Origin of the sequence: Pseudomonas sp. USTB-Z, assembly GCF_019691255.1 — a bacterium.
Lineage (GTDB): Bacteria > Pseudomonadota > Gammaproteobacteria > Pseudomonadales > Pseudomonadaceae > Aquipseudomonas > Aquipseudomonas alloputida.
In genome coordinates this window covers 21,780-36,995 of the sequence record NZ_JAECZP010000019.1, presented here as the reverse complement: position 1 = coordinate 36,995, position 15,216 = coordinate 21,780, and the positions used below count along the sequence as shown (strand labels likewise).

Annotated in this window: 15 protein-coding genes; 8 read left to right on the top strand and 7 right to left on the bottom strand. The window is 53.5% G+C overall.

What is annotated here, in order from left to right; translation table 11 throughout:
- Positions 1-118: 118 nt before the first annotated feature.
- From I8746_RS20185 to I8746_RS20175, 3 genes are all read right to left on the bottom strand, one after another.
- On the bottom strand, positions 119-1,123 hold the full coding sequence (locus I8746_RS20185) for an AraC family transcriptional regulator (RefSeq protein ID WP_221101000.1): 1,005 nt from the start codon (positions 1,121-1,123) through the stop codon (positions 119-121).
- A gap of 105 nt (positions 1,124-1,228) precedes the next feature.
- Positions 1,229-2,338, bottom strand: coding sequence for an alcohol dehydrogenase catalytic domain-containing protein (locus I8746_RS20180; protein ID WP_221100999.1), 1,110 nt, complete (start codon positions 2,336-2,338; stop codon positions 1,229-1,231).
- A gap of 166 nt (positions 2,339-2,504) precedes the next feature.
- On the bottom strand, positions 2,505-3,422 hold the full coding sequence (locus I8746_RS20175) for a LysR family transcriptional regulator (RefSeq protein WP_221100998.1): 918 nt from the start codon (positions 3,420-3,422) through the stop codon (positions 2,505-2,507).
- Positions 3,423-3,525: 103 nt separating this feature from the next.
- Between I8746_RS20175 and I8746_RS20170 the strand changes: the two genes are divergently transcribed.
- The 4 genes from I8746_RS20170 to I8746_RS20155 all read left to right on the top strand — a co-directional run bounded on the left by I8746_RS20170 (position 3,526) and on the right by I8746_RS20155 (position 6,212).
- Positions 3,526-4,290: an SDR family oxidoreductase gene (locus tag I8746_RS20170; protein WP_221100997.1), complete on the top strand. Its 765-nt coding sequence runs from the start codon at positions 3,526-3,528 to the stop codon at positions 4,288-4,290.
- Between the two features lie 9 nt (positions 4,291-4,299).
- Positions 4,300-4,755, top strand: coding sequence for a lipocalin-like domain-containing protein (locus I8746_RS20165; RefSeq protein ID WP_259674179.1), 456 nt, complete (start codon positions 4,300-4,302; stop codon positions 4,753-4,755).
- 87 nt (positions 4,756-4,842) lie between these two features.
- Positions 4,843-5,043, top strand: coding sequence for a LysR substrate-binding domain-containing protein (locus I8746_RS27660; protein ID WP_409078016.1), 201 nt, complete (start codon positions 4,843-4,845; stop codon positions 5,041-5,043).
- A gap of 455 nt (positions 5,044-5,498) precedes the next feature.
- Positions 5,499-6,212: a TIGR02391 family protein gene (locus I8746_RS20155; RefSeq protein ID WP_221100994.1), complete on the top strand. Its 714-nt coding sequence runs from the start codon at positions 5,499-5,501 to the stop codon at positions 6,210-6,212.
- A 57-nt stretch (positions 6,213-6,269) separates the two neighbouring features.
- Here I8746_RS20155 and I8746_RS20150 read toward each other — a convergent pair whose 3' ends face one another.
- Complete coding sequence (locus I8746_RS20150; RefSeq protein WP_221100993.1) at positions 6,270-7,178, bottom strand: site-specific integrase; 909 nt, start codon at positions 7,176-7,178, stop codon at positions 6,270-6,272.
- Between the two features lie 173 nt (positions 7,179-7,351).
- On the opposite strand from I8746_RS20150, the gene I8746_RS20145 reads away from it, so the two are divergent.
- Positions 7,352-8,326: a DNA-binding protein gene (locus tag I8746_RS20145; RefSeq protein ID WP_221100992.1), complete on the top strand. Its 975-nt coding sequence runs from the start codon at positions 7,352-7,354 to the stop codon at positions 8,324-8,326.
- A 332-nt stretch (positions 8,327-8,658) separates the two neighbouring features.
- The gene (locus I8746_RS20140) at positions 8,659-9,087 is read left to right on the top strand and encodes a hypothetical protein (RefSeq protein ID WP_221100991.1); all 429 of its coding nucleotides are present in this window, start codon (positions 8,659-8,661) and stop codon (positions 9,085-9,087) included.
- Positions 9,088-9,227: 140 nt separating this feature from the next.
- On the opposite strand, the gene I8746_RS20135 is transcribed toward I8746_RS20140, so the two are convergent.
- The 3 genes from I8746_RS20135 to I8746_RS20125 all read right to left on the bottom strand — a co-directional run bounded on the left by I8746_RS20135 (position 9,228) and on the right by I8746_RS20125 (position 12,274).
- On the bottom strand, positions 9,228-9,386 hold the full coding sequence (locus I8746_RS20135) for a hypothetical protein (RefSeq protein ID WP_221100990.1): 159 nt from the start codon (positions 9,384-9,386) through the stop codon (positions 9,228-9,230).
- A gap of 135 nt (positions 9,387-9,521) precedes the next feature.
- Positions 9,522-9,710 carry an antitoxin Xre/MbcA/ParS toxin-binding domain-containing protein gene (locus I8746_RS20130; protein ID WP_221100989.1) on the bottom strand — a complete coding sequence of 63 codons (189 nt, stop codon included), beginning with the start codon at positions 9,708-9,710 and terminating at the stop codon, positions 9,522-9,524.
- Between the two features lie 1,685 nt (positions 9,711-11,395).
- Positions 11,396-12,274 carry a hypothetical protein gene (locus I8746_RS20125; protein WP_221100988.1) on the bottom strand — a complete coding sequence of 293 codons (879 nt, stop codon included), beginning with the start codon at positions 12,272-12,274 and terminating at the stop codon, positions 11,396-11,398.
- Positions 12,275-12,671: 397 nt separating this feature from the next.
- On the opposite strand from I8746_RS20125, the gene I8746_RS20120 reads away from it, so the two are divergent.
- Both I8746_RS20120 and I8746_RS20115 read left to right on the top strand, forming a co-directional pair.
- Positions 12,672-13,322: a hypothetical protein gene (locus I8746_RS20120; RefSeq protein ID WP_221100987.1), complete on the top strand. Its 651-nt coding sequence runs from the start codon at positions 12,672-12,674 to the stop codon at positions 13,320-13,322.
- 1 nt (position 13,323) lies between these two features.
- The gene (locus I8746_RS20115) at positions 13,324-15,216 is read left to right on the top strand and encodes a DDE-type integrase/transposase/recombinase (RefSeq protein WP_221100986.1); all 1,893 of its coding nucleotides are present in this window, start codon (positions 13,324-13,326) and stop codon (positions 15,214-15,216) included.

The following is a 15,216-nucleotide window of genomic DNA, read 5'->3' as shown; positions in this document are numbered from 1 at the left end:
CGCTGACAAAATCAAACACGCTGATAGTCACTATTAATAGACTTCTCACCCTTTACGTTCAACACTGCTCTAATCCAATCATTCCTAGCTCTCGCCATCAACATTAGGTGACGCCCATCTAAGCTCCTCGCCGTTTGATGGTCATGGAAGGTGATTCTCCGAATCGCTGCTTGTAGTCAGACGAAAACCGACCAAGATGGGTAAAACCCCATTTTAGTGCCGTGGACGAGACCTGAACGTCTGGATGCTGCTGGGTTTCGAGCTCTGCACGAACGCGCCGCAGGCGAATCTCCTTCAAGAACTGCATCGGTGATAGCCCACGGAATCGTTGAAAACTGAGTTGAACCGTACGAGCAGTCACGCCGGCGTGCCTTGCAATTTGCGAGATCGTGAGAGGCTCCTGAGCATGCTCTTCCATGAATTCCTCAATCATCCGAACAACCGCAGGGACCACCCTTTTTTCGGCCGACTCTCGCAGCGCCTGGCTGTAATTACTTACATGAAAGTCGAGCAAAGAAGAGGCCAGCACCTCCCCAATTTGACTTTGTAGATGCGATGAAACTAATGACTTGGACGATAACTGACTGTATGCCCACCCCATTGTCTGTAGCCAATTCAGGCCTGCTGACGTATCCGTGGGCAGATGAGGCTGAAAGTAGATGTCTTGCTTAATACTTCTTCCCAGCTGACGTTGAAGCATGGTTTCCAAGAGCGTTTGATCAATGCAGACGAGCAGCTTGTCAGTGCCAGGGAAATGATTGAAGAAGGAGTGTCGATGGTAGTTGAAAACCGTAGCATGTCCGGGGTTGCAGTTGAGGCGCAACTGATCACTGATCGCGTGCTCATGTCCAGTAAGGACCGACTGGACCAGCACGATGTCATCCAGCTTCCCAGGGTTGATCGCTACCTCTCCCCCAAAGGACATTCTGGCAACCCCAGCCTCGCCGGCCGATCGATGAAAAAATCGAGCCTTGAAGTCGATTCCCTTTTTTTCAAGCCGGTTCTTGCAGAACATCCGCTCACCGCATAGCACCGCCTCCTCTAGGTCGGACGACTCGCATACGCTGAAATCCGCGAGTACCTGATCAGAGGGTATAAATGGGGAGACGTTGGGCCAGGCCATGGAAAGCCCTCCAAAACGGCGATGACTTATACCAGCAACCTACCAACATAAGAGAGCTGAGAACAACGTCAAGGCGACGATCTGTGTCGTCGCCTTGCTTCGCCGTTATGCGTGCACGATGTGATAGTTCAAGAAGCCGCTGGCATCGGTTTGGATATCTTCGAGGGCTTGGTTGAGCTGGTCCAGTGTGTAAGGACGGGGTGCCCACTGATTGGTGTCGAGTAATCCCGCTCTGATCAACGCCATCAGCTCCTGCGCTTCTGCTGTGGTAAACCACAGTGAGCCGATGTAATGAAGCTGGGTACACATGAAAGGGTGAGGATCGATCGGAATAGGTCCGCTTACGCCGCCGATCTGTACGATCTTTCCTCCCGACGTGACGGCGTTCATAGCCGAAACAGAAAGCTCTGCTGGAGCTTTCGCGCCAAGCGTATCAACTATCGCGTGGACTCCTCCCGGAGCCATGTCACGAATGCTTGCGTGCAAGTCGGTACTCGTGATCTGTAGGGAGCGAATGCGTTTTGGGGCCAATTGGCGAAGTCGTTCGAGTGCACTCCTATCTCGCGCTGCCACGATGATATCCGTCGCGCCCATCGCTAATGCAGCAAGCGTGGCTCCGATACCCAAGGTTCCTGAAGCCCCCAGTACTAGCAAGCTCTGACCGGGCGTGAGTTCAAGCTTTTTCAACGCAGAGTAAGCTGTGCCCAAGTATCCAAGGCGTGTGGCAACCTCGAATGGCAGTTCGTCAGCCAAGGTGATCAGGTTACGCGCAGGCGCTCGAAGATACTGGGCGTACCCGGCATGGCGATACTCGCGAAATACGTCACTCGAAGACGGGCTGAATCCGAAATAGCCCATGAAGGTGTAGCTAGCGCACCGCGTCGGAAGGCCAGCCAGACACTGCTTACAGTTGCCGCAACTCAGTCCTGGATTGACATAGACCCGGTCACCTTCTTTGAAATCTTTCACAGAGCGGCCAACCGATACCACAGTACCTGCGGCATCCAACCCGAACACAGCAGGCAGCTCCGGCAGAGGTAGGAACGGGTACCACTCAGGGAAATTTGTGACTACGTTACGCAGATTTGGGATAACACCGCAGGCGGCAGTTTTGATCAGGACGTCATGCTCGCCAACATCAGGAAGCGGAATTTCGTCGACGGTAAATTTGCCACCAACTTCGTGGAGGCGAGCAGCCAACATCGTACCTGGCATGAAGCAAACCCTCTTTTTTTCGTTGTCAGGGCTGTGAGGCTTTTGAAAGCCGTTGAGGTATGGCCAACAAATCGACCACAGCTCCAATTATCCTCCGGACCTCGAACATGACTATCCAGGCCCAGTAGCCGCTATCCAGATAACGAAATTATTTGGCACCGCTCGGTCAGGTTTGAAATGGTGCGGGCAGATTTTGAGCCAACTGACGCAGCCAGAGAATAGCCGCGTCAGCATCATCCCTAGGATGCCAAGCCAACATGAGCTGGAAAGGCTCGCTTTCAAACGGCAACTCAACCGTTTCGATGGCTTCGTGGCGGGACTGAATGAGCATGCGAGGCATCGTACAAACCAAGTCTGTCAACATCAGTACGCCTGGAACCATCACCGCGGTGGGCACCGTAAGGTAAATCCTTCGACTCATACCCGCGGAGCGCAAATAGTCATCCATGTAGCCTTTGAAGCTTTCCCGTTCTGGCGAAACGACAAGATGATTGAGTTCACAGTACCCATCCAAAGTAAGAGGCTTGTGTCCACGAGGGTGCCCTTTGCGCTGTGCCATGACGAACTGATCAGTCCCCAGTGCCGTGTATTTCATCCCCGGCGGAATACCGCGGCTCGAGTCGATCAATAGGTCAAACCCACCCTCCTCCATTTGCCGACCTATGAGTTCGGGGTCAACGGCGTTGATGGACACCTGGATCTGGGAGCCTGCGTGCTTCGTGATTGAGGCGATCAACGGCTCACAGATAGTACTCAAAGCTGTGTCACAGGCGGCGATCCGAAAGACCCTCTTGTCGCTCCAGGGATTAAATCCCAACTCACTCTGTATGACCGAGCCAAGCGTCTTCAACGCCGAGCGCAGCGGGCGCCGCAGCGCCAACGCCCGGGCGGTGGGGGTCATGCTCCGGCCTTTTTGTATCGGGACCAACAACGGGTCGCCCATTAGCTCGCGCAAGCGTGAAAGCTGTGCAGACATTGCCGGCTGGCTGATGTGAAGGCGTGAAGCCGCCTTGGTCACGTTCAACTCAGCCAGGAGCGTGTCCAGTGAAACCAAAAGGTTGAGATCAATACGCGACAGGTCCATAACCAATCCACCCAAATGATAGGTCGCATAACGATAAACAATTTCATGGATACCTTCGCGTGAATTTATTGTTCAGCCAGACCTACGCAATTGGAAATTGACCATGAGCAAGCAAAGAGTACTGATTACAGCCGGAGCATCTGGTATCGGGTACGCGATCGCGCTGGCGTTCAACAGCCGCGGCGCGGATGTCACAGTCGTAGACATCGACTCCGAAGGCTTGAACCGTCTTCAATTGGAGCAGCCCAGTATTCGCACCGCGGTGTGCGATGTAGCCGAGCGCAACAGCCTTGAACACGCCATTCCAGGCCTCATCGAAGCCATGGGGGGTCTAGATGTGCTCGTCAACAATGCTGGGGTATCCGGCCCCACTGCTCCCGTAGATCAGCTTGACCCGGATGAGTGGGACAACGTCATGCGGATTAACTTGAATGGGACCTTCAACGTGACGCGCCTGGCCATTCCTGCCCTCAAGCGCTCTTCCCATCCCTCAATCATCCACATGTCTTCAGTTGCGGGGCGACTGGGATATCCCGATCGATCCCCCTATTCAACCAGCAAATGGGGATTGATTGGTTTCACCAAAAGCCTCTCTCGTGAACTCGGCGTGTTTGGAATTCGTGTCAACGCCATTTTGCCCGGGGCTGTCGAAGGGGAACGTTTCGACAGCGTGCTTAAAGGCAGAGCCAACCTGAGCGGCAACTCCGTGGAGGAAGAACGTACCAAGGCGTTTTCTGTTCAATCGCTACAGCGCCTGGTGGACCCGAAAGACATTGCAGAACTGGCAGTCTTCCTGGCATCGGACGCAGGCAAGTCCATTTCTGGACAACTTTTGCCGATCGACAATGACATGCAGCAGACAATGTGAGGTTTGACCATGAGTACGCGTGAAAAGCTAGTTGGAACCTGGGCGCTCGTCACCTACACGGAATTCCCAGTGGACGGCTCTGCGCCAGTGCAACCCTTCGGTGACAAACCTGAAGGGTTCATTATCTACACGGCAGATGGCTATATGTCGGCTCAGCTGAGCATGCCCCGTCGGGCATTGTTTTCCTCGGGTGACTGGTTTGAGGGCACCGATGCGGAGTACCGCGATCAAGGGATGACGTACATCTCATACAGCGGCCCCTTTCATATAGACGAGCACTCGGGCGAGCTCACGCACACCATCGCAGTGTCGTTGTTCCCGAATTGGGTTGGCCAGGTGCAGCCGCGAACGGTGAAACTTGCGGGAGATATCTTAGTGCTCGGTAACACCAGTCAATACCTCTCCCGTAGACGCGCAGTCAACGCTGAAATCCGCTGGCGTAGGGTTGTTCGCCATAACGCGTGACGCGCCTAGGAAGGCTGCTGGCAAGCCAAGGTGTGATTTAGTCCGCAGCCCAGCACGCATAACGTATGCTGGTCGTCGCGGGCGAATATGTCCGAGGCAGTCATGGCACTCTCCACGAAAGGTTTTGGCATTTGCCTAATCCCAGACTTTGTAGCCGCATCCGCGCTACAGAATGGAAGTTTAGTGAGGGTGTTACCACGATATAGACTTCACAAGCGCGACGTTTTTGCTGCCTACAGCCCGCGCCGATATACACACCCAAAGCTTAAACGTGGATCGAACATTTGAGGAAGGGAATACTCAGTCTCATGAAGGCACGGTCTGCCATAGCAGATAATCCTGAGTTTTGGGTCGGCCGATCCGACAACCAAAAACGTAATAACGCCAATGACGAAGACTTCAAAGTTTTTGAACATCTGCGGTCATAATATGACCCATCATTATTATGACCCATCACTCCATTCCAGCTAGCAAAGTACTGAGCGCACCGAGGACGTGACTACATTTACGATGTGAGGTCTTCCCGCAGACCTCCGTGTTTTAAGAGTAAAGCCCGTCCGGTTCGATTGAGCTATCTATCCTAGTGTTCCAGCTTTGCCGGGGCCTTGGATGGAAACCATCTCTTCATGAAAGGCACCGCTGGACCCTGCGCTATTCTTTGAAAGATCGCCCTACAATGGGATCACTTCTTCCCAAATCAATCTAAGCTAACGATCTGGGTGGTTACTTATTGGAGCACGAACATGGCAAATCTAAAGGATTTCTATACGACGGCTGCCCAGTTATATGAAGCTCCCCTATTGGAATTGAGTCAGCATGTGCTTCAAGTGCTGGGAAGCAAGCTACAGCGCCCACACGACAGCGAATGCGCCCACAATTTTTTCCTCAGCGTACAGGCCGATTATGATGGCTGTGAGCAGGCCTTGTTAGCGTGCTCGGAAGCTTGGAGCTGGCTGTACTCCAACGGTTTCATCTGCCAACACCCGAATCATGAGGCTCAGTGGATTTCCCTGACGCGCTTGGGAAAACGCCATTATGAGAAGGCGATTCCGCTCAAAAACTGGATGGCAGATCGACTACTTCCCGAGGAAATGATTCATCCCGCGCTACAGCCGATGGCACTTCGGCTGTACAAACAGGAGCTGTTTGATACAGCAGTCTTCGAAGCGTTTAAATTACTTGAAGTGTCCATTCGCCAAGCGGCCGGTCTCGGTGACGAGTGGCTGGGAACCAAGCTCGCAGCCCGTGCTTTCAATCCAGAGAGCGGTCCACTGACTGACTCAGCCGCTGAAGCTGGTGAGCGGCAAGCGTTGATGAGCCTCATGTGTGGTGCAATCGGTAGCTACAAAAACCCGCAAAGTCATCGTCATGTAGGCCTGGATGCCTCAGAGGCGAGGGAAATGATCATTATGGCGTCGCATCTTTTGAAGATTGTCGATAGCCGACGCCCTGCATAGATCCTGACCATGGCCGCTAATGATCGGCAACGGGTAATTAAAAGGCTACGTGAGCGATCAGCGCGCCCATTCACCAAACGGCGCGTCACCATCGATATAACGCGTGGCCGTCTGGACATCGCGCCACCCGACATAGTCCATCAGCGCTTTACTGCTCCATTGGTTTGCACTCGCCCAGGTGGCAAATCCTCTGCGCAGCGAGTGTGCCGAGTATCCTTCCGGATCGACCCCGCTGCGCAGAAAAATCTGACGTAACAAACGGGAGAGGCTGTTGGGGTGGAGTGCATGCTCCTCTATGTGTCCCCAGCGATCGATTGAGCGAAACAGTGCGCCTTCGGTGATCCCACTTTCATTCAACCAAATCTCATAAGCCGCGACCGGGCACAAACGCTTGAGTGCTGGGACCTTCATCACGCGGCCGCGATTGCTCCGATCGGTTTTACTACTCGGCAAGAACACCTCCAACCCCTGCGCTTGGCGCAACTGAATGTGCTCAATGCGCAACCGGCTCAACTCATCGCTGCGAAATGCCCGCCAAAAGCCAAGCAGGATGAGCGCCTGATCACGCGCAGCGCGCAGCCTCACCGCGGGCAGCGTATCCGCAAGCTCCTTAGCTAATTGGGCGATGCAGGCTTCCAACTCTTTAAGCGCCAGGGCTTCGGCCTGCTTCACCGGCTGCGGATGCAACGCCTGAATCCCCTTCAGCGTATCGCGCACCCGAGAGGATTTGGTGGGATCGGTAAAGCCCAACTGCTGATGCCAGCGCGCCAAAGCGGCCAGGTGCACGCGCAGCGTACGGGCTGTCAGTTGGTCGCCGTAATACGTGAGGTAGCGCACGACACTTTCGCTGGAGGCAGGCAGCAAGCCGCCCCATTCCGCTTCGAAGTGCGCGAGGGCCTGGGCGTAGCGTCGCTCGGTACTGGCTCGACGCGCGGCCTGGAGATAACGCTCGGGCGAAGTGTCCACCACCGCCTCCATCTGTACCCCCGCACGCAGAAAAACACCGCTAGAAGGCTCATCACGTTCGAGAAACTTGGCTTCTCAAACGTCAGTCTGTCCGATTATTCGGATCGGATCAGGCGCCTGTACACGTGTACTTCCATACTGTTTGAACAGTACGAAAAAGTGGGAGCAACAGCATGGCCCGCGCCGGAATCAACAAAGCGCTCGTGCAGCGCGCCCGGGATGCCCTCCTCGCCCGTGGTCTGTCACCCAGTATCGAGGCCGTGCGTGCAGAACTCGGCCACACGGGCTCGAAGACCACCATCCTTCGCTACCTGCGTGAACTGGACGTGGCAGAACCCCACCCGCCACAGGTGAATCTGTCGGAAGAATTGCAGGCGCTGCTGCAGAGTCTAGCTGAGCGTTTGGCCAACGAAGCGCAGGCCACGGTCGCCGTCGATCGTGCCCGCCTGGAACGGCAACAAGCGGCCTATCAGCAGCAGCGTGCGGTGGAGGTCGCGCGGTTCGAGCAGTTGCAAGTGGCACACACCGCAGAGATGGAGGCCCATCGGCAGTTGCGTCTGCGTGAAGTGCAGCTCACGGGCCAACTGCAGCTGGCCGAAGGTGAGCGACGGCGTCTTGAGGAGGCGTGCCGACAGCAGCTCCAGCTCCTCGAGGAGCGTGCGGCGACGATCCACTCGCTCGAGACCAAACACCAACAGGCGCGTGAATCGCTGGAGCACTTTCGCCAACAGCATCAGTTACAACGCCAGGAAGAACTGCAACGGCATGATCAGCAGTTGAGTCAGTTACAAGCCGAGGTGCGGGGATTACGTGAACAACTCGCTGTCCGCCAGGAAGAACTGACTCAACTCTACCGTGATCTTGAGCGTTCGACCGGCGCACAGGGCTTCCAGCAGCAACAGCTCCGTCAGCTCGAGCGTGAGTTGAACGCCGCGCAGCAGCACTTGGCGGCCGAGAAGCGGCTCATGAACCAGGCGCATCAGCAGGAAGAAATAATGGCGGGCGAGATCACCTTGCTACGCGAGAAGTCCAGGTCTTACCTCTTAGCCCACCGACATGACCAGCGCCTCCTACGTGCGCAGGCGCAACAACTGGCACGCCTGCAAGGCTTGGTCGAGCCGGGATCATCCGACAGCCCAATTCAATGACGAATTGAGCCTGGCGCGGAGTCGTCGCTCCACACACGAGCGTCGCTGTGTGCGTCAGCGCATGCGGGCAGGAAAGTTAAGAAAAAATGCAGAAAAACTCCAGAAATTAAGATTTTCATGGGCCGCTTAAGAAAAAGCTGACGTTCCAGTCTTTATGAACAGAAAATTCCCGGATAGCCTCATAACCCTTCAGCACTAGGCTAGCCCGCCACAGCGACCTGGAGGTTCCTACTCACGACCCTGGGTCGCCCGTACAGGCTAGATTGTGAGCTTACTGACCACATATCATTAAATTGGGTGGTAGGCGGCCACTGATCACCAGACGGATATCCATGTCTATGCGCCCTACCCTTTCCCGTGAAACGGCCATGCTGGAAAAGGGCAAAGCACGCCTCCTGAGAAGCGGTGACTTCTTGACTGTCGATGCGTTTGCAGTGCTGGCTCAGCTGAGCACAGAGCAATCCAGAGCTGAACTCAAGAAGTGGAAACGCGCGGGCAACATCTTCTCGCTGGCTCATGAGGACAAGGAATACTTTCCCCTCTATGCCTTTGACCCCGCTTCCAACTTCCGACCATTTTCGTCATTGGCGGCCATCATCGCGGCGCTCGGTTCCAGCAAGCCAGACTGGGCTGTGGCGCTCTGGTTCGGCTCATCCAATAGCTACTTGGGGGGGCAGATGCCGAAGGATGCGATGGTGGAAGACCCGGCGCGGGTACTGGATGCCGCCCGAAGTGAGGCGTACGGGGCGCTACAGGGTTGATGGGTTGCCTCAACATTTGCCTAGGCTTGGCCAAAGTCGTAGACATACCAAATCACGATACGTTACCACCGTAAGCGAGTAGAAAGCTGACACAACAGGCTTAGCGCTGGACCCGGAAAAGTGCTTTTTCGCAGGTAGACTTAACCTGCCAGACGCCCTACAGGCTCCCAACTACGGTCTTTGGAGGCAGCAATGTCGAGAAAGCGACTTTGGTTACTGCGCTTGGGCAGTGCTTGGCGTGCTTCTGCTTGAAAACGGGCGATCATCAGAGGCTTGGGTTCGTGTTTGATCTGCTTCATGGGCACCCCGCGTGTCATGAAATTTAGGTGGATAGTATTACGCTCAGCGACACTGCCCAAGCGCTTAGTCGTCTCGTACTCGAATGGGGCAGCATCGGGGCAGGCAGCAACTGGTACCTAGAGTATACGTCGCGATCAATAGACACCGTAATCGAGCCGTGTCAGGAAATCCACAATCTCCATGTACCCCTGATCAGTTTCCAAGAGCATGCACGGCAGACGCCGGCTAAGTCCAATCGCCTGCTTGGTGAGCCATGCTTCAGCCAGCTCAGATTTGCCCAACACTTGCTCAGCTGTCATCAAAATTTGTTCACGGCGTCTCATGAAGCAGCGATGCTTTAGGCTCCAACACCTGTCAGGAAATTGGGAGCTGAGTACGAGGATTCTAAATACCGTCATGTTGCACAACGCCCCGTTGGTGAGCCCGAACTGCGTCGGGAAGGTCTGATTGGTGATGGTGATGCCTTCTAGGAGCTACCGGTCCTTCTACCCTGTATCTGTATTCATGAGGAGAGAATCGCCCCGAGCCAAATAGCAACTGACCGGTGAACGATTCCACAAACGCAATAGCCTCGCTTTGCACGTAGCGTTCGTAACGGGCGCGATAGGCCAGAGGCACGGTTGCGCGATTGCCTAAGCAAAGGCTGACTAACTCCGATAATAGATAGCCACGGACGTCGTATCGCACATCCGCCGCTTTGAGCACAGTTGCATAACAAAAGTGGTAAACGAGCGTTGCATCACGGGAGCTCTGGGGCAAATTTCGATCGCTAATCTCTAAACACCTATAATTCCATTGAACAGCTAACGCAGTGACGACACAACGTCCTATTCTGGGATACCAGCGACCAAGGCTGCAAGGTAACGTCTCAAGGTATCCACGGCCTGCTGGGCTAGCGGTTGGCTCTCGGTATCCGTCCGGCCAACCCACCTTCGGCGGAGGCGTCAGGAAGGTGTGTTGGCCGGACGGATACCTTGACTATCGTGAAATCTTGATAAATCAACTGTCCACATTTCATGGAATGTGGACAGTTGTCATTCAGGAGTCCGCAGCTGTCAATGGGTATGATCCAGGCCAAGCCCAGCCCATCTGAATAACACGTAGCCACGGACATCGTAACGGGCATCAGCTGCTCTGAGCACCGTTGCATAACAAGAGTGAAAAACGAGCTTTGCGCTAGGGGAGCTCTGAGAAAGTATTTGATCGCTAATCTTGCATTCCCTATGAGATCGTTAAGCAGCTACGGCAATGAAGACACAAAGTGGTGAGCGATTGACTCGAAGCATGTCGGCATTGATGACAGTGACGGAAGTATCCAGACTGGAGAAAATCCGTCCAGCCCCGGGGCATCCTGGACTCAGTGAAGTTGCCCCTCGGCCAGCCTTTCAATGAGCGATAAGATTCACCCCAAGGCCAGCCCGTCATCACTAGGGAGGCCGGCCATTGACCTGTCAGGCGGGACCGGTTAGGTGCCTCGCTGCCGCTATAGGCTGGCCGGCCCGTTGGTCCGGATCGGCTGCCGCGGTAGTACGCGTAGATCAGTCCAAAAATACCTGCAAAAGAATGTGTAGATAACAGCCATGTTCAACCAGTGGAAAAGCGATGAAAGGCCCGCGTCACCTGATTCAGGGTGGACAGGAACTTATGCAGAAAAATGTGCAAACCTGTTGAGCCAACTGCGGATTTTGATACTAGTGACGATGCCTCACCAGGGGCTACAAGCGGTTCTCCCACACCGTCCAGTCAAGGAATTCTCTGTAGGTGTCGGCATGAGATTATCATCCTGACATTCCGTCTAGAGTACAAATGTACTCAACACCGTGACGTTGAGCTTTGTCGTCTGGGGTAGATGACAATCTGACTCACCCGTTTGATGTGATCAACGCCGGAGCAAGCGTGAACATCGGCAGGGTATTGCTACTCGACCGGTACCATAGCAAGCAAACCTTTACCGACCTGGGCCTATCGCTCGGAGGACATTGAGTGATCTGGAGGGTCTGATCCCTCTTCACATCGACAGCGTGACAACAAATCGTGCCCTTTTGACTAATGCCCGTTGCACTTCAATGGCTACCGCGGGCGGTTTCATGACGTGCGGGACTACATCCGTGGATAGTAGCGTTTCCACTAACCCAGTGTGTTGTGGTTCAGCCAATGACCAAAGCCAATGCAGACATTCATCGTCCCAACCATCGACCCATCCGCGACTAATCAGCCGATCACCCAGTTTGATCTGCTTCATCACGAGGCGCTCGAACGACGCCCCGTCCGCCGGCCAAAACGCTATGTCACCCAGCTTACCCTGGTCCTCTAATGAATCAATTGCCTTCCAAAGCGGTACAGCCAGTTTTCTATGACCTGGTCGCACACACATCAAGCAGCAAAAAGCTGCAAAGGACTTACTCAACCAGCGGCGCTGCATGAGGAACGCGCTCGATTTCGAACGAAGGATCGCGAGAAGCGGAGCGAGCCGCTGCCAATGAGGGCAGTCGGAAAGTATTTCCAATGACTTCGGGCTGAAGCCCACCAACTGCTTGCCATTCAAGCGCAACGATCGCGCTAATTCTTCAACGCGTGTGGACAACAAATCTGGCTTAAGCAAGCTCCACAAGGAGGAATCGAAAACGCCACGGAGGTCGGGAAAGCGCTCATACAAAATCACTCGAGCTGGCTCAGAAGCAACGGCGCCTTTGAATCGGCGTCGCCAAAGCTTGAGCAGTTCTAGAGGTGTTCCCGTTCGTGGAAGGACGGTTATGTCGTGGGCTGCCTCACAGGCTGCTACCGCTGCAGCACTGTCTTGACACCTGTAGCATTCAGCCACCGAAACGGAAAAAGCAATCCCACGAGCACGTCTGAGCTCGGGCAAATCCAACCGGCTGTCCCTCATATAACTACTCCTTTGCAGTGTCGCCTTAACCCATAAGGAGGAAACGGATTGCATCTGAATGTAGTGTCGCAACAAAAAATGTAGCAGCACTACACATCAAGCCTTACCACTACATGACGGACTTGCGGCACTACAAGGAGCGGTCATTGCCGTCCCTATTCACAAATGCAGAAGTTTTCGCATTTGTTAACCTATTGATTTTTCGAAAAATTGCCTACGTCAGAACGATAGATTTGATTTATATGATGGTCTGTCAAGGTGTGCCGAGCTGGGTGAGAATGGAGTCAACGCGGATGTCTTCCCCGCTGACCCGCGTCAAGCCCACAGTCAGAGCCTGAGGCAGGGGAAGATCAAAATTTTGATTAGAGAGCCCATAGCCCGTCTATACGGAGACTTTATGGAACTTGATCTGAAACGCCATCTGCCAAGCACAGTTACGATCACAGCGCGTGCTGAATTAACGACTGGTCAACACCATAGGCGAGTCACCCACTTCCCATCGAATAAAAACAAGTCCGCTGTGGGCTGCGCGGTGCTTCAGCATTCGGATTTTTGTATTCATTTAGAATATGACCCCAGGGTCACAGGCTACTGCAGCCGGCCCGGAAAAATTCGCTTCGAAAGCAGTAATCAGTGCTACAGCCCTGACTTCTGCGCCTTGTTCGAAGAAGGCCATATGGTCTTCTACGAACTGTTGAAGCCTGCATCTGTCATCCTTCAAGTAGAGAAAGATAGGCAGAGCGGGCTCCGCGAACTCTTTGGTGAAGCGGGGCTAACTCTGGAAATAATCACTCTCGCCAGCATTAGCCAATCCCCAAAAACTGATAATCTTAAGCTTCTTTACCATCACGCCCTGCATGGCACGTCAGAAGGCGCACATCGGGTAGTTGGTACAATCACTGATTCAGGTTCTGATGAATTATCAGTCCGGCATCTACTGAGCAGCGGCTATCTGCCTGAAGACATTGCCTATTCAATTTTTTACAAGATGACCTCCGTCAATCTTAGCCAACCCTTCAATCTCGATTCCCGCGTGCGGAATTCTTAACATGCGTGCGTTGACTGAATTTCGAGCTGGAGAACGCTATCACTATTGCGGTAGAGATTACCAAGTCATGGAGATGGACGGCGAGCGCGTGCAATTACGCTCGGTCTACGGGCCTCCCCAAGTTTTATATCAGTATCTCTCCGCTCTTCGGCGAGCTGTTGACCAAGGTAAAATGCTGAAGATACAAGAAGCCCCTATACAGACCGACCCTAATTTAATCATTGCCCGGCTGCCTAAAAAGGCAGCTCGCACTCTGGAAACGCGGGTCGCTTACGTCAGAGCATTATTGGAAGAATACACCTGGGTAACAAGACGAACTTATGCCGAGTTCATTGAGATCATGACTAACAGAATAGGCCCACATAAAGCGCCTAGCTTCACCACTTTATGGGAGTGGAAAAGGACATTCCTTGATGCAGGAAGAAACTTTACCTCTCTCATACCAAATACCTTCAGACCCATAAACAAACACATTTCGCACCAACCATTCGAGGTCCAAAACTTAATAAAATCCGACATCGCCAGTTTCTATTGGACAACGACGCCATTTACCAAGACAGCATTAATCAGCAGCATCAGGTTAAAGCTGGATGCGCTTAATAGTCGGCGCCGCACCACTGAGCAATTTCGTATCCCATCAATATCCACACTTTATAGGATAATTAATGAGATCGACGCTCACGAAACCACCCTCCATCAACGCGGTCGAAAGGCCGCGAAGAGAGCTCATTACTGGGGTGCAACAATTCCTGAGCCTGAGCGTCTGTTCGAGCGTGTAGAAGCCGACTCGCGCCCCTTGGACTTAATATTAGTGGATAAACACGGAAAGCCACTAGGCAAACCAGTACTTACCGTATTTATCGAGATTAAAACTCGGTTCATAATTGCATGGCACCTTTCATTTAATCCTGCCTCTTTAGACACTACCATTCTCGTATTGCGAGATTCATTGAACGCCGATAACCCGCATAGTGGTTTGTCAGAGCTGTACATTTTCGATAACGGCTCAGAGTTCATCGCCAAATCGTTGAGAAAGGTTCTGTGGCTGATGGGTGCTGAAGTTACCTTTTGCGAGCCAGGCGAACCGAACCAAAAGCCACATGTAGAGAGATTCTTCGAGACGTGGGCCTGTGAGATTGAGCATCAACTGCGAGGAACAACCAAAGGGAGTATTGAAGCAAGGGGTGATTACAATTCGGAAGAGCAGGCAATGTACACGCTCGAACAAGCCAGGAGCATCTTCGCCGCGTGGCTCGACACCTATCATGCAGCCAAGCACAGCTCACTGGAAATGTCTCCTAACGAAGCCTGGACAATAGGCTTGAGCACGCAGTTTCAGCCACATCGGTTCTCTGGAGACGATTTGCGGCGCTGCTTTTGGCGGTCTGCGGAAGTCACCGGTACGGCAAGCGGACGAGTGCGTCACGACAACTTACATTGGTGGGGCCCCGCCGTTAGCTATTTCAGGACAAAACAGCCCAAGGCCAAGAAGCTGGTTCTTTATTTTGATGCTGGCGATGTTGGTAAAGCGTGGATCTGCCACCCTAGCCACCCTGATGATATCCAGCCATTGAACGCTCTACATCCTGCATATCAAAACGGCTTGACATTAAACTTCCATCACATGATACGAGCACAGCAAAAAGCAGTAAGGCAAACCCATTGTTATTGCAGGGCTGAAGAAGCACGAACGCAACTTCTCTGGAAAATCGCTAAAGCCAATAAAAAAGGCTACCAACCACTTATGGCAGCCTTGGAAAATGGAGACCAAAATCTGCAACAGCCCACGGAGTCCTCAGAGCCACAAACACGTGCGCTATCTCTCGCACTGGCTTGCGATGAGTACAACAGTGATACCCCTGGAGATTTCACCATAACACTTGGAGATGACTAA